Here is a 14,136-nt window from a genome sequence, read left to right as displayed (position 1 = left end):
GATTATACCTCCGCTTGAATGTACTGGCCGATGAGGTCCAGCGTGTTGTCCAGATTATGGTTCTCGATGGGCACGTACTGAGACTGCGGGTACTGCCCGGCTAGCTGCCCGAACAGGGCTCGGTACTTCTGGGTGAGCTGCACGATGGTTTCGCCCGAGAGCTCCTGCTTGCGGTGCAGAATCACATCCGGGTCGGCGTAGAGGAAGAAGTTGAGGCGCGGCTTGCTCACGAAGGTGTACAGGGCTTTGGTGAGGCGCTCGGGCAGGCGGATGTTGCTGCGCTCGCCGTCGTTGATGAAATCGAAGTAGTACCGGTCATACAGCACCACCTGGCCGCGGCTGGTGTACTTCAGCCATACCACCACCTGGCCCAGCAGGTAGTCGAGGTAGTAGTAGCCGAAGCGGACCAGCGAGGACTTCAGGCGGCGGTTGCCACCCCGGCGTGGCAGGCGGGCCACCGAGCGTCGCTCGGCTTCGGCCTGCCCGTGTTGCCAGGCGCTGAGGATGGGCAGCACCGAGGGGCGGTGCCGCAGCACGACCACGCGTTTGCGCCACTTTTTTTCGAGGTGCTCCTTCACCTTTTCGATGACCGTGGACTTTCCGGCTCCATCGACGCCGCTGAAGGAGATGACGAAGCCATTGGGCTGGAAAAACGAGGTGGCCTGGCCCCAGCCGTAGCGCAACGCCCGCCACTGACGCTGGAAAAAGCCGCTGCCGGGCTGGTCCCGTAGTTGCTCTCGCACCTCCTGCGCGGCCTCGGGGTGGTAAGTAGCGGCGGCCCGGATGCTGTCGAAGCGCAGGTTGTATTTGGTGGCCAGGTGGGCCAGCAGTTCGGCTTGCTCGGCCGGGCTGCACTGCTCGTAGTGCCGGCGGTGGGCGGCGGGCAGGTCGCTGCCATTCAGCCAGTAAAACAGCCAGGTGTACTCGAAATCGTGGCGCAGCGCGGGCACCGTAACGCCGGCTGCGGCGCGTGCATAAGCCAGCATCTCGGCGCGGTCCATCATGGGCACCGACTTCCGCCAGAGCTGGTGCAGCAAATCGACGGACAGAAATGTGCCGTCCTGAAAAATGCAGTCCACCGAATGCATGTGGGCCTGCCGGCGCACCGCCACCGAGCGCACTAGCGGGAAGCTGCGCAAAAACGCCACCGAACGGGCCATTTGCGCCCGGCTCACCAGCAAATCCAGGTCGGCCGTGGGCCCGGGGTAGTAGGCGTTTTCGGCCCGCTGTTTGAGCACCACGCTGGCGCGGGGCTGGAGCGAATCCAGGAAATCGTAGAGGCATAATTGGCGGTGCGCAGCGTGGGCGGCCAGCTCCAGGGTCAGCAGCTCGTTCCAGCCGACCAGCTGCCACTGCACCTGCGCATGCCAGGCTTCCTGGGCGTGGTAGGCCAGGGCGTAGCGCGAAACGTGGTGCAGCAGGTACAGCTGCCAAGCCAGGGCCAGCTCGGCTTCGGGAATGGCCGGAAACTCGGCGCGGGCCTGCTCCCACATGGTGGCGCGTACCTGCGCGGGCTGGCGGCGGCTCACCAACAAGCCCTGCTGCACGTGAAAGTGGAACAGGTCGTAGAGCAGCGGAGCCTCGGGCTGGGCAAACTCCAAATCGTAGAGGGCCACGAGGTCGGGGCCGAGCCAGCAGTTCCAGCTCGTGAAATCGCCGTGGGCGAAGGCCAGCCCTACCACTTGCTCCGAGTCGATGCGGTGGTAGAGCTGCAGCAGCTTGGCGCGCAGGCCGTAGGGAATACGGGTTTCCGGCAGCCCTTGCAGCTCCGATACCTGCGCTTCGGTGGTCTGCCAGAACGTGGTATCGGCCAGGGGGCGGCGCACAGAAGTTTCGCGCAGCTGCTCGTGCAGGTAGGCCAGGTGCCGCGGCGTGAGGTGGCCGACGCGGGTGGCCTGTGCGGGTTTCACTTCGGTTTGGTGCAGGAAATCATCGTGCGCCGCCACCACCTCCGGCACCCGGAACGAAGCGGCCGGGCGGCTGGCCAAACCTTTCAGGGCCTGCGTTTCGGCCTGCACCCGCACCGCCGCCGCCGGGGTCAGCGGCATCTTCACAAAGAAGCGTTGGCCCGTGGTGTCCGTGTGGCAGCACACGGCCTTGCGGTAGGTGCCGGGCGTGCCCGTAAAGAGTGCAAAAGCCGTCATCGACCACCCCTGCACGCCGGTGCGGCCGTAGCGGGCGGGCAAAAGCGGGAACAGCAAGCCCTGCAGGCCACAGGCAAACGCCAGCCGTACCGCCCGCTCGAATAGTTTTGCCTTCGGCGAAGCCGCGTTATAGAATTCCAGAAATAAGGGCTGGCGCAGCGTTGCCGGCCACACCCAGCGCAGGCTGCCATCGGGGTTGCGCATGCCCCGCAGCCGAATGCCGCGCGCTTCCGTCGGCAAATATCCCAGCTTGCCCATCAAGCCGGTTAGCAGTACCTCGTCAGGGGCTGATAATGTAGTAGTGGTCATGCCAGCCCTGATACCAAGGTGGTGCCAAAGCTATTTTTATGTTTAACTACTTGATAGTATGATTAATGTAATAGGGTCGTCGATTGCCGCGCTCCATAAACTGGAGTGCCGCTCCAAGGCATGGGCACCGCGAATGAGCGCCGCCCCCCTGACGCTGGGGCACCGGCTTCCAAGAATAGCGAAAGCCAGCGCTGCGGCGGAAGAATCCGCACGAAGCACTGGCTTGGGTGGTGGCTTCCGGAGCCCGGAATTGGGGCCGGGCCGCTAGGGCCGGGAGCCGCGCCGAAGCGGGCCGTAGCCCAGATGCGGGGCCCGGTGCATGCGTTGGCGCGACATCGGGTAGCGCGGGTCGGCGCTTTTCGCCCCGAAATCGGCGGCGGGGCCGCGCTCCTCCCGCTCAGCTGCGGCATACAATGCCAGCGTTTCAGGCGACGTGGCGGGGGGCCAGCCCCAGCGGCTCGCCTTCGGCATATTCCTGCTCCGAGAGGGCACTGTCGGTCAGGTGGGGCGAAAACACGCGGGAGATTATCAATATGCCCATCATCAAAGAGATACGGGGCATTAGCAGGAGGTTGTCGATTACTTTCATGATGAAGGGGTTTTGGAGTGAATAACAAGTGGAAATTGGGGAAGAGGCTGCCGGTGCGGTTGGGCTTAGCCGGCCAACGCCAGCTCGGGGCGCATACGCTTCAGAAAAAGCTGCTCGGGCGTGCTCAGCCGGGGGTTGTAGCGCAGGCTGATGAGAAAAATCAGCAGCTGGTAGAACAGGATGCCGTAGTTGGACAGGCCGAAAATGCCGAACTCGGTGAAGGAGTTGATGAGAATAGGCAGGAAGATGCCCAGCAGCAGCAGCCGGCCCTCGTGGGTGGGGTAGGCGGCAAAGCCGCGCAGGGTGAAGGCCAATTGCGCCAGCACGATGGCGAAGCCCACCAGCCCCAGGTTCAGCAGCACCTGGATGAAGGTGTTGTGCGTCATTTGGGCGGCGTAAGTGTGGGCGCTCTGGAAGTAGTCGCCGTAGGCAATCCGCATGAAGCCGTAGCCCAGCAGCGGCTCCTTGGGCAGGCCCTCGGTGAGCAGGGCGTGCCAGAACGGGAGGCGGCCGGTCAGGTTCAGCACCTCATCCAGCCCACCCTGCTTGATGAACAGCTGCCCCACCAGCGGCAGGGCCAGCAGCGTGGCCGTGGCCAGCGCCAGCTTCAAGCGGGTGCTGCGGGCCTGCCAGATGTGGAAGCCCACAATCAGCAGAAAGCCCACCAGCGAGGAGCGCGAGCCGGTGAGGACCAGCGCCGCCAGCACGGGCGCCATCTGCAACGCCGTGAGCACCGGGCGGTGGCCCCGGTAGAGGCCCAGCCACAGGCACGAAAGGCACACCACGCACAGCATGCCCAGCTCGTTGGGGTTGATGAAGTAGCCGCCGAGGCGGATTTCGGCGGCGCCGTGGGTAAGGCGGCCAAACACCTCGGGGGCCACCACCAGCCCCACCACAAACAGCAGCACCAGCCAGAACGAAGCCGTGCCCAGCACCTGCGACAGGAGCACGGAACGAGCCGGGAAAAACGCCTCAAGCAGCAAAAAGCACTTCACGAAAAAGTAGGCGAAAACCAGGCTGGCCACGTCCATCACCAGCTGCAGCAGCGAATACCCCGGGTTGGTAGACCACAGCAGCGACGCCACGCCCAGCAGCAGGTAGGCCCCGTAAAGCAGCGGGGCCAGGCTATGCTGCCACCGAAACGAGTCGACGGCCCCGCGGGCCAGAATGAGGCGGTACACGCCGTAGGCCGCCCCGGTCATGGCCACGCGGGCCACAATTTTGGCCGCGCGGGTAACGGCCACGTTGTCGGTCCAGGTAAAAAAGCTGGCCAGCATCACGAGCACGATAACCGTGAGGAGCACCTGCACCAAGCGCAGAAATGCGCTGTAGTCGGGGGCGAAGGGCAAGGAGCGTTTAGGCAGCATGGTAGGCGCGGTCGTACATGAGTTGATAGTTGTGCAGCAGCGTGGGCCAGGCAAAAGCCGTGGCCACCATGGTGCGGCTGCGCTGCCGGAATTCCAGCTGCCCAGCCCCGCCGCACTGCGCGTGCAGGCGGTGCAGGCTGGCGGCCAGCTGCTCGGGGCGGGCGTTTTCCAGCACCTGCCCGCAGGCAAAGTCCCGGATGTAGGAGCCCAGGTTGGTGGCCTCGGTCACCACGCACGGAATGCCGAGCGCGGCGGCTTCGAGCACGGCCGTGGGCAGGCCTTCGTAGTGAGAGGGATGGGCAAAAGCGTCGAGCTGGGCCAGCAGGGCCTTTTTATCGGCCCCGTAGCGGCTGCCGAGCAGCTTCACCTGGCCGGCGGGCAGCCGGGCCGCCCAGCGCGCCACCCGGTCGCGGTCGGGGCCGTCGCCAATAATCCAGAGCTCGGCATCGGGCAGCTGCTGGGCAAACTGGCCGAAGCCGGCAATGAGGCAGTCGAGGCCCTTGCTGCGCTCGTCGAGGCGCCCGCAAAAGCCCACCCGGAAGCTGTCGTGGGGCACCGGGCCGGGCTCCGCGCCACCGCCGGTTTCGTCCTCGTAGCCATAGGGCAGCAGGCAGGTTTCGAGCTCGGGCAGCAGGGCCTTCACGCCCTGCACCTCGCTTTGCCCCAGGCAATGCACCACGGCCGCGTTGCGGAGCACGAAATGCTCGCAGCAGCCCAGGTACAGGCGTTTTAGCAGGTGGTTCTTGCCCAGCGCGTGGGCATTGTAGGCTCCGTGCGGGGTCATCACGTACGCCACGCCCAGGGTTTTGAGCAGCTGGGCCGCCGAGTAATACGCCGGAATAAAGCCGCCGTGCAGGTGCACCACGGCCCCCTCCCCCGCTACCTCGGTCAGGGCCGTTATCAGCGGCTGGGACAGCTGAAACGGGTTGCGGCCGGCCCGGAACAGGCGGGTGGTGAATTCGCGGGCCGGGTAGTTCACCGCCACGTCCGGGGTGATGCCCCACACCTCCACGTCCCACTGGGCGCGGCTCTGGTGGGTGGCCAGCGCGTGCACCACTTTGTTCACGCCGTTCATGCGCTCCGGGTTGGCCTTGCCGAGAATGAGGTGAATGATTTTCATGCGTTTTCCGCTTGTAGCGCGGGAATAATGGTTTCAATACCCTTGTTTTCAACACTTTTCACCTGCACCCGCCGCACGGCCAGCGCCCAGTACAACCCCAGCACGGCCTGGGCCACCACCCAGCCCAGCACTACTCCGCTGGCCTGCCACTGCCCAATCAGCCAGCGGGCCAGGCCAAACGACACCGCCACGCTCAGCACGTAGCCTTCGAAGTAGAGCCGGGCGTTGGCCAGCAGGCGCACCGACAGCCGCAGCGGGTACACCAGCAGAATCACCACGTACAGCAGGCAGCACCAGCGCAGCACGTTGGCGTGCGCCTCGCTGCCGGCCTGCAGCCAGCCCACTAGGGGCCCGGCCAGCGCAAACAGCAGCGCCAGCGGCAGCGCGGCCACCAGCAGCAACGTGCGCCCCAGCCGCGCCCGCTGCGCCGCAAACAGGTGCGGCTGCCGATGAAACGTCTGGCTAAGCCGGGGCAGCGCGTAGTTTTCCACGGCCTGTAAGCCCACGTTGAGCACGCCCATCAGGGTTTGCGCCAGCCGCAGGATGCCCAGCATGGCCGCGCTGCCCATAAAGCCGGCAAACACCAGCAAGGCATTCGACGAGGCCCACTGCAGCAGCGCCGTGGGCAGCAGCCACCGCGCCCGCCGCCAGTGCGCCCCGGCGAAGTGCCGCAGCCCCGCAAAGCGGAGCGTGAGGCCCAGCACCCGGCCCGAAAGCAGCAGCGCCGGCACCGTGGTGAGGCCCATGGCCCAGAGCACCGCCGGCAGCGCCACCGGGCCGGAACCCAGCGCCCAGTACAGCAGCACCAGCACCTGCCCGCCCGCCGAGAGCCCGTCGCTGACCAGCGCGGCCCGCACCCGGCCTTCGGCCAGCAGCAGCTTGCGGGCGGTGTCCTGCCCGCAGCCCGCCACCAGGCATACCAGAAACGCCGGCAATACCTCCGCCGCGCCCCTTGGCAGCAGCGCCGCCCCGCCCGCCACAGCCGCCACCGCCACCAGGCTGAATGCCAGCTGCATGGCCAGCAGCGCCTGCCGGTAGGCCGGCTGTTGTGCCGGGGCCGTTTCGCCCTGCACTATTTGCATGGGCTGGGTAATGAGCGCGCCCTGAACCGACAAGGCCAGCAGCAGCACCATCTGCCAGGCGCTGTACTCGCCAAATGTGCTCAGGCCGCACAGCCGGGCAATGAAAATATTGGTGAAAAACGATGTGCCGCTCACCACCGCCTGGCCCGCCACCACCCAGTAGCGGGCCGGCAGGGCTGCCGCGCTACGCCGCAGCCAGTGCACCAGCATGAGCGGTATCGGCCGCCGCAGCCCAGGCCGTTTGGCGGGCCGGGCGCTGCCACAAGCGGGCCAGCAGGCCGGGGCGGTAGCCGGCGCGGTTCAGGCAGAGCTGCACGTTAGGCAGCTGGTACTCGGCCACCAGCTGCTCCAGCTCGCGCAGGCGGTGCAGGGGCGTGGTGCGGCTGTCAACCAGCACCAGGTTCACGGTGGCGCCGGCCATCACGGCGAGACTCAGGCTGTCGGCGGTTAGGGGCACGTTGTGCACCAGCAGCAGCTCGGTGGCCAGGGCGTCGGGGTTCAGCGAACCGGCATTTTCGATGTGAATGGCGCGCACCTTTTTGGCCTGTGCGGCCAGCGCTACCCGCAGGTGCTCGAAGAAAAACGTCTGACCTTCGCCCCCCGTGAAGGAGCTCACCAACACCTTGCTGCCTATCGCCAGCAGGCCCTTCAACTCGAGCCGGATGGCCAGCTGCCGGAAAAAAGCCAGCTGTTGGCCGGGAGATTCCAGGTGGGGCAGGCTGGTGGCCAGGGGCAGGCTCGATTCTTTCTGCACGGCATAGGTGTCGCCCGGCGTGCCGCGCAGCCCCGCAATCAGGTACACCAGCAGCGTGCCGCCGAGCAGGCCCAGAAACCCGGCCACGGCCATCACCAGCGCGTGGTTGGGCGCCACGGCTTCCCCGGCCGCGTTGCCCCGCGAAATAATGCGGTGCGACGACGTAGGCGCGGCCTTGGCAATTTCGGCTTCGGTTTTCTTCTCGTGCAGCAGAATGTAGAGCTTCTCGTTCAGCTGGAAGTCGCGCTCCAGAATGGCCAGGTTTTTTTCGCGGGTGGGCAAGCCCACAAAGCCGTGCTGGGCCTGCCCGATGGCGCGACCCAACTCGTTGTACTTAATGGTGAGAGCGTTGCGGGTGTTCTTAATGCTTTCCAGCAGGTAGTTGTTCAGGTCCACCAGTTTCCCGTCGATGGCGACTATCTTCTCATCCTGCGGCCGGAAGCGCAGCAGCAGGTCGCGCCGGTCGGCCTGCAGGTCCTTCATTTTTTTCACGATGTCGTTCGACAACTGGTCGTTGAAAGCGCCGAACGTGGGGGCCAGCTGCAAAATATCCTTCTTGCCCGACTGCATGTAGCGGTACAGGTCGTTGGCCGCCGCCAGGCTCATGTACAGGTTAGCCCGCTGAATCTTCAGCTCCGAAATCTTGTGCAAATCGGTTTCGGTTTCCTGGCCGATGTTCACGATGCGCTTCTGGTCGCGGTAGCCCTGCACGGTGTCTTCGGCGTGGCTCAGGCTGGCACTCACCGCCCGCAGCTGCTGGTCAATCACGTCCACCGAGGCATTCACCACCTTGTATTTGTTTTCCAGATAATCGACCATGTACACGTCGGTGAGGGCATTCACCAGGTCGGCGGCCTTCTCGGGCACGGGGCTGCGGTAGCTCACCCGAATCACGGCCACGTCCTTTTCCACGCTGGTTACGTCGAGCCGGTCGAGCACGTCGCTCATCAGCTTGGCCGGCGAGTGGTGCACAAATTCGTAGCGGTCGGCCAGCTGCAGGCCGGGGCGGGTTTTCAACAGGGGCTGGTTGGGGGCGATGGTCACCATCGCGCCGGGCAATTTCATTGGCTGCCCCAGCCGGCCCCACACCACCCCACCGGCTGGCGTGGTGAGCAACAACCGGCCGTTCGGCGCAATCTTCAGCTTGAACAACTCGTCGTCCCACTGCCCGTTTTGCTGCGTGATGGTGACCAAAAACGGACTTTCCGTATACATTTCCGTCTTGCGAATCTCGCCCACGCGGTACGTGCTGACGGCGAAGGGCAGGCTGAGCAGGGCCCGGCCCACCAGCAGCTCCGATTTGAGCAGCACCACCTCGGCCACGGCCTTGTTGAATGGCGCAAACGCGTCCGACGTCTTAATCAGATTGGTATTGATGGGGCCTTCGTTCACTTCGGCCAGCTTGATTTCGGCGCTGCTCTCGTAGAGCGGCGTGGCGTAGCGCAGGTACTGGTGGGCCAGGGCCAGGGCCAGGGCTAGGCAGAGTGCCACAATGGGCAGGCCGCGCCACAGCGGGCGCAACAGGCGCAGATTTTGGTTTAATTCGTTCATATCCCAGTGATGATGCGGGTGAATAAAAGGATGGCAGTAATGGCGGAGGTGACGGCCAGAGAGGTGCCGGCTTTCTTGTCGAATTGCTTGCCTTTGCGGGCCGGCACGTACACCACATCGCCGGGCAGCACCACGATGTTGTTGGCGTAGTTGCGGTCGAGTTGCGTGAGGTCGATTTCCATTTCGCGCAGGGCCGTGCCCTCCGCGCGGGCCACTTTCACGTGCCGCTTTTCGGCGTACACGGTCAGGTCGCCGGCGCGGCCCAGCACTTCCAGCAGCGTGTTGCGCTCTTTTTGCAGCAGCAGCAGGCCGGGCGTGTTCACTTCCCCCAGCACGGTCACCTCCTTGTTGAGAACCTGGATGGTAACCTGCGGATTCACAATCCACTTGCCCAGGGCGCGTTCGAGGTTGTCTTCCGCCGCCGCCACGGTCAGGCCTTCCACCGGAAACGCCCCGACTTTGGAGAACCCGATTTTGCCGTCGGGGTCCACCAGTACCCACTTGCCCTGCTCCTCGCCCGAGCTGTTGACGCTGTAGATGGAGCCCACGCTCAGCTCTTCGTGGTCCCACACGCTGATGGTCAGCTTGTCGTCTTTCCGCAGCTTGTATTCGTAGGCTTGGTCGGTCGTAAACGCTTGGTACTTGGTTTTGTCCGTCGATTGGAACAGGTTCTGGGTGCAGCCCGTCAGCAGGCACAGCACCAGCCCAAAGAGCAGTTTTCTGGCCACGGTTTTAGCAGGAAAAGAGAATGGGGTGAACGAATAGCAGCGCGAGGCTGGCGAGGCTGAAAAACGACCGCAAACGTTCGGGCACGCTGGTGGGCTTCTGCGCCAGCAGCTCGCCCATGCCCTCTATCTTGGTCAGCACCGAGCCCACCTTGGTGCTGAGCTTCTCGTCTTTCACGATGTAGTCGAACGCCCCGTACTTGAGCGATTCCACGGCCACAGCCACTTCGTGCTGCCCGCTCACAAACACCACGTAGATGTCCGGGTTGAAGCGCTTCACGGCCTTTAGCGTGTCGATGCCGGAGACACTGCCCATCACCTGGTCCAGGAAAATAATATCCGGTTCGTCGGTGAGGGCGTTGAGGCAGGCCGCGCCGCCATCGTAAGTATGCACGTCCGCAAACCCGTTGGTTTTCATGACGTGCTTCATCAGGTTCTGGCAGAACGGGTCGTCGTCTACTAGAAAGACTTTTTGTTGTTTGTGTAGCATAATGATGATGATTGTGCCAGAACATACACCATCGCCATACCAACAACCTATATTATATTCAAATACCTGTCAATCAAATTCTTAATAAAAAAAGCTATTCATGCCGTTACTCTGTAAACCGGACTTGTCTCCAGAAAATAGAGTGCCGGGATGGGCCAAACAAGCAGCAGACGCCCACTGGCACCGGCTCGCGCCGGTTGAGTGGATAGTTGCTAACCGGCATTCAGGACCGCACCACCGGGTGCGGGGGGGGACCAAGCGCACATCCCAAAGTGTGTGGCAAAGGCATGCTGCACTAACTCGGCAAGTCGCTTCCAGTGGTGGGTGCTGGCCTGGGGTAAAAATATAGTGTAGCAGTTGTGCGGACTGCCCCTGAATGTGACAGCTACTGCTGGAAATATTGCCTCCAAAGCCATAATTCCACTATTGTTCATTAATACTTTCGTGGCTGTTGCAGAACCCGGTTTAAGTGGTCCACTTTCTGGTCAGCGGCTTGGCGAGGGTCCGAGTTGGCGCTTCCGAGCGCCGGCATTGCCGCCTGACGTGCCCATTGACCGCCAGCAGGGGCCGTGGCAGGGCCACGGCCAGGCTAAGTTGCCGGTTGGGGCGGTGCTTGAGCAGTTTTTTGAGGTTGTAGGCCACGGCCGCGAGCAGCATGGTTTTGTGGGCCCCGGCGTGGCCGCGCACGTTGAGCCGGCGCATTACTCAACGACTACTGGTACATCGCCGGCACGATACCGAAAGGAAGCAAGGGAGGAGGGTTTGAAACTATCATTTCAGCCCGCAATGCCCAAATCATGAGTTCAACTCATAGCAAATAAGCGTTTAAGAAAATGGTCCGAATCGCGCAAGGGGGTGACCGTAGGGCAGCTAGGTTACTTGCCCCAACCACGCCGCCGCCGCCTCTTCGGTGTCGAAGACGCGGTACGTCAGCGCGGAGACGTTGGCGGCGTGCGTGACCTGGTCCATGGAGAGGCGGGCAAAGACGTCGTGGGCCAGGATGACGGCGCTGTGGATGCCCCCGGCCCGCTGCCGAGAACGGTCGAGCCAATACTCGACGATCCAGGCCCGTTCCTGTTCGGAGAACGGCGCCATTAGGCGCTGGTCCCCGAGCAGGCGGTGCCAGCGGTTGCGCTCGAGCAGGTTGCGCACGTGGGCCAGCAAGGCCTGCAAGTCCGTGAACTGGCGCGGACCGGGTTTGTACTCCAGCACCACGTAGCCGTCGGGGTGTTCGAGCAGGCGGCCGGCCTTGTTTTCGAAATAGAGTTTGGGAGTCGTTGGAGACAACATGGCACGAACAAAGCAGCGGCGTAGCACCGCGGGGGAGAGGGCCCAAAAATACAGCCTCTTGCTCCGGGTGCAACCGCCGCACTGCTTGCCTACTCGTTCGCGAAAACGGTCGTGGGTGTTGCGGAACTCCGGGCCGGGACGGCCAGCCGTGCTTCGCGCAGCTGAACGAGACCCCGAAGCGGGCTTCTGGCGCCTGTCCTAGTAGGTTTGCCCCCCAACTAGCCGTCCGCAAGCTTACGGGAGCGTTTTGCACCCGCCACCGTCGTTATGTACCACCCGCATACCCAGCATTCCCTTTCGGGCAGTTGCATCACCCAAAGGGTTTGCCATGATCTAATGGAAGCATTGGCGCGCAATCACACGCCCGTACACCGACCTTGAGCCCGCCGGGACGACATCGTCCCGTGCCCAGGAGCGGGGTGGGCAGGCACGAGCCCTGGGCATCGGGCTAAAAAAAACGATTGCCCCCTTTCACCCTGTGAACCCGCTAAATACCTGCCTGAACCCAGCACGGCGCGAAGGGTTCGCCTCGCTACTTCCCCGTCAGGGTAAAAAAAAAACCGGGTTTCCCTAAGGATTCCCCGCTTTCCCCGACTAATCGGGAAACACCGAGCATCTTGAAAGAGCAGTTCCTCCTCCTCCTCGAAACCCATCAGGGCCTGATCCAAAAGGTCTGCAACATGTACTGCAACACCAAGCAAGACCAGGAAGACCTCTTTCAAGACATCGTGCTGCAACTCTGGCGTGCCTACCCCACTTTCCGGGGAGGCGCCAAGGTCACCACCTGGATGTACCGGATCGCGCTCAACACGGCGATCACCCGGCTGCGGAAGGAGACCCAGGGCGAGCCATTCGCCGAGCTGGGCCCCGAGGCGTTCCAAGTGCCGGCCGTAGAAGAGGGCTCCCGCGAGGAAAGGGCGGCCATGTACCGGGCCATTCGGCGGCTCTCCCAGGTGGACCAAGCCCTGACCCTGCTCTATCTGGAGGACTGCAGCTACCGGGAGATGGGCGAGGTGCTGGGGATTTCGGAGGCGAACGTGGGATTCAAACTCAACCGGATCAAGGCCCAACTAAGGACACTCATGAGCATCGCGTAGCATGGAACTGGACGAATTCAAAAAAAGCTGGGGCGCCGTCCGCCGGGAAGGGTCCGAACAGGGGGGGCATACCCGGGAGGCATTGGACGGGATCCTCGAGCGCAACGCCAGCTCCCTGGGGGAGTTAAGCGAGAAGAGTGCCTTCTGGAACAGGATCGGCGGGTGGAACGCCGCCCTGCTGGTGCTGCTGACGGCCGGGTACCTGGTTTGGCAATACCACCGGGGCCTGGGGGCGCGCGCGTTGGCCGGGAAGCTTCCCCTGGTCGCCGTCCTGGTGGGTTTCGCCCTGTTCTCTGGGTGGACCTACCGCCGGCAGGAGGCGATCTTCTCGGAGAACACCGGCGCCAGTTCGAGGGAAGCGCTCAGCGGGATCCTGGCGGCATTTAAAAACTATTACCGGTTCACCAACTCCGTCTTCCTGGTGGTCTCCCCGGTGGCCTTCTACGCGGTGTTCGAGATCCCCGGCGCCGGCCTCTCTGTGGCAACAACCAGCCTGGCTTCCGCGGCCCTGACCGGTTTCTCTTTTCTGCTCCGCTACTGGTACTACCGGGCTGTTTTTTTTCCGAGGATCAAAGCCATGGAATCCAACCTGCGCGAACTAGAAGCACCCCCCGGCTTCGACTCCCCCCTCGGGGATAGCGGTTGAGGCGTAGCCTGTTTGCGGGCAGCGTCCCAAATGGACGCAACCGGCAAACCCGCCCGCCATACACCGGCCACAAGCCCCCCTTGTCCGCGCCCTCGTTACGAACCACTACTTTCTAACCCCTTACCCTTACCCTTTCAACATGAAACAGCTTCTATTCACCCTTGCCTTGGCCGTTAGCTGCCTGGTCGCCCATGCCCAGCACTTCGAGGGCAAAATCGTTTACCGCAACACCTACACGAGCAAAACCCCTGGCCTCTCCAATGGGCAGCTAAATTCCATGATGGGCGACGTGCAGAACTGGTACACCAAAGCAGGGGATTACCGGTCTGAGCTCAACGGCACCCAGATGGCCTGGCAGGTGTACCGCAACAGCGAAAACAAGCTGTACAGTAAGTTCACCGGTTCGAACAAGCTGCTCTGGAATGACGGGGCCGCGAACCCCGACAGCGTGCTGAGCATGACGCTTCGCAAAGGCGCCGCGACGATCCTGGGGTATGCCTGCGACGAGTTGACCCTGGTGTGCCGAAGCGGGGTGCAGAAATACTACTTCAGCCCGCGGCTGCCGGTGGACCCAGACCTGTACCAAGCGCACCGGTACGGCAACTGGTACGCCTACCTCTCGAAAGCGGGTGCGGTCCCGCTGAAGATGGTGATCGAGACCCCTCAGTTTAGCATGGAGAGCGTGGCGACCGGGGTGCACCCCATGAAGCTGGGCAACACGTTCTTCGCGATCCCCGCGGATGCGCAGACCAGCAAGAGCCCTTACTGAGACCAAAGCCCCCGGGTTATGCCAGGGGCTTTTTGAAACCACAGGCGCTTGCCGAGAGGCCCGAAGCTGAGCCGCTCTAGCACTAGCGGCCAGCAGCAGGACAGCTATTGCTTCTATTATGGCCGCCAAAACCAGCGGGGCGGCGCCCGACCAACGGCGGACACACGACGAGGCGTTCAAAGCCTAGGCCCTGCGCCTGGCGG

At 63.4% G+C, this 14,136-nt stretch carries 15 protein-coding genes; 4 read left to right on the top strand and 11 right to left on the bottom strand.

What is annotated here, in order from left to right; all coding sequences use genetic code 11:
- Positions 1 to 2: 2 nt before the first annotated feature.
- The 10 genes from I2I05_RS19905 to I2I05_RS19860 all read right to left on the bottom strand — a co-directional run bounded on the left by I2I05_RS19905 (position 3) and on the right by I2I05_RS19860 (position 10,833).
- Entirely contained in the window at positions 3 to 2,453 is a 2,451-nt protein-coding gene (locus I2I05_RS19905) for a nucleoside/nucleotide kinase family protein (protein WP_196284017.1), read from the bottom strand.
- A 264-nt stretch (positions 2,454 to 2,717) separates the two neighbouring features.
- Positions 2,718 to 2,867 (bottom strand): hypothetical protein, encoded by a 150-nt coding sequence (locus I2I05_RS19900; protein WP_196284016.1) that lies wholly within the window; start codon positions 2,865 to 2,867, stop codon positions 2,718 to 2,720.
- Between the two features lie 10 nt (positions 2,868 to 2,877).
- The gene (locus I2I05_RS19895) at positions 2,878 to 3,042 is read right to left on the bottom strand and encodes a hypothetical protein (RefSeq protein WP_196284015.1); all 165 of its coding nucleotides are present in this window, start codon (positions 3,040 to 3,042) and stop codon (positions 2,878 to 2,880) included.
- A gap of 65 nt (positions 3,043 to 3,107) precedes the next feature.
- Entirely contained in the window at positions 3,108 to 4,409 is a 1,302-nt protein-coding gene (locus I2I05_RS19890; RefSeq protein ID WP_196284014.1) for an O-antigen ligase family protein, read from the bottom strand.
- Positions 4,399 to 5,529, bottom strand: coding sequence for a glycosyltransferase family 4 protein (locus I2I05_RS19885; RefSeq protein WP_196284013.1), 1,131 nt, complete (start codon positions 5,527 to 5,529; stop codon positions 4,399 to 4,401). The genes I2I05_RS19890 and I2I05_RS19885 overlap by 11 nt, the downstream gene beginning before the upstream one ends.
- The gene (locus I2I05_RS19880) at positions 5,526 to 6,821 is read right to left on the bottom strand and encodes an MATE family efflux transporter (RefSeq protein WP_196284012.1); all 1,296 of its coding nucleotides are present in this window, start codon (positions 6,819 to 6,821) and stop codon (positions 5,526 to 5,528) included. Before I2I05_RS19880 ends, I2I05_RS19885 begins: the two co-directional genes overlap by 4 nt.
- Complete coding sequence (locus I2I05_RS19875) at positions 6,796 to 8,916, bottom strand: GNVR domain-containing protein (RefSeq protein ID WP_196284011.1); 2,121 nt, start codon at positions 8,914 to 8,916, stop codon at positions 6,796 to 6,798. The genes I2I05_RS19880 and I2I05_RS19875 overlap by 26 nt, the downstream gene beginning before the upstream one ends.
- The gene (locus tag I2I05_RS19870) at positions 8,913 to 9,644 is read right to left on the bottom strand and encodes a polysaccharide biosynthesis/export family protein (protein WP_196284010.1); all 732 of its coding nucleotides are present in this window, start codon (positions 9,642 to 9,644) and stop codon (positions 8,913 to 8,915) included. The genes I2I05_RS19875 and I2I05_RS19870 overlap by 4 nt, the downstream gene beginning before the upstream one ends.
- A gap of 4 nt (positions 9,645 to 9,648) precedes the next feature.
- On the bottom strand, positions 9,649 to 10,131 hold the full coding sequence (locus I2I05_RS19865; protein WP_196284009.1) for a response regulator: 483 nt from the start codon (positions 10,129 to 10,131) through the stop codon (positions 9,649 to 9,651).
- A gap of 465 nt (positions 10,132 to 10,596) precedes the next feature.
- Positions 10,597 to 10,833: a hypothetical protein gene (locus I2I05_RS19860; RefSeq protein WP_196284008.1), complete on the bottom strand. Its 237-nt coding sequence runs from the start codon at positions 10,831 to 10,833 to the stop codon at positions 10,597 to 10,599.
- A 20-nt stretch (positions 10,834 to 10,853) separates the two neighbouring features.
- Here I2I05_RS19860 and I2I05_RS22470 point away from each other — a divergent pair, with 20 nt between their 5' ends.
- Positions 10,854 to 10,952, top strand: coding sequence for a hypothetical protein (locus I2I05_RS22470; RefSeq protein ID WP_196284031.1), 99 nt, complete (start codon positions 10,854 to 10,856; stop codon positions 10,950 to 10,952).
- Between the two features lie 49 nt (positions 10,953 to 11,001).
- Here the strand turns inward: I2I05_RS22470 and I2I05_RS19850 are convergent, their stop codons facing one another.
- Complete coding sequence (locus I2I05_RS19850; protein ID WP_196284007.1) at positions 11,002 to 11,421, bottom strand: hypothetical protein; 420 nt, start codon at positions 11,419 to 11,421, stop codon at positions 11,002 to 11,004.
- Positions 11,422 to 12,038: 617 nt separating this feature from the next.
- On the opposite strand from I2I05_RS19850, the gene I2I05_RS19845 reads away from it, so the two are divergent.
- The 3 genes from I2I05_RS19845 to I2I05_RS19835 all read left to right on the top strand — a co-directional run bounded on the left by I2I05_RS19845 (position 12,039) and on the right by I2I05_RS19835 (position 13,933).
- Positions 12,039 to 12,518, top strand: coding sequence for an RNA polymerase sigma factor (locus I2I05_RS19845; protein WP_196284006.1), 480 nt, complete (start codon positions 12,039 to 12,041; stop codon positions 12,516 to 12,518).
- 1 nt (position 12,519) lies between these two features.
- Positions 12,520 to 13,164 (top strand): hypothetical protein, encoded by a 645-nt coding sequence (locus I2I05_RS19840; protein WP_196284005.1) that lies wholly within the window; start codon positions 12,520 to 12,522, stop codon positions 13,162 to 13,164.
- A gap of 139 nt (positions 13,165 to 13,303) precedes the next feature.
- Complete coding sequence (locus I2I05_RS19835; protein WP_196284004.1) at positions 13,304 to 13,933, top strand: hypothetical protein; 630 nt, start codon at positions 13,304 to 13,306, stop codon at positions 13,931 to 13,933.
- The last annotated feature ends 203 nt before the right edge of the window (positions 13,934 to 14,136 follow it).

Source organism: Hymenobacter jeongseonensis, assembly GCF_015694725.1.
GTDB classification, from domain to species: Bacteria; Bacteroidota; Bacteroidia; order Cytophagales; family Hymenobacteraceae; genus Hymenobacter; species Hymenobacter jeongseonensis.
Note: the sequence above shows the minus strand (reverse complement) of the source record. Positions and strands in the feature narration are given on the sequence as shown.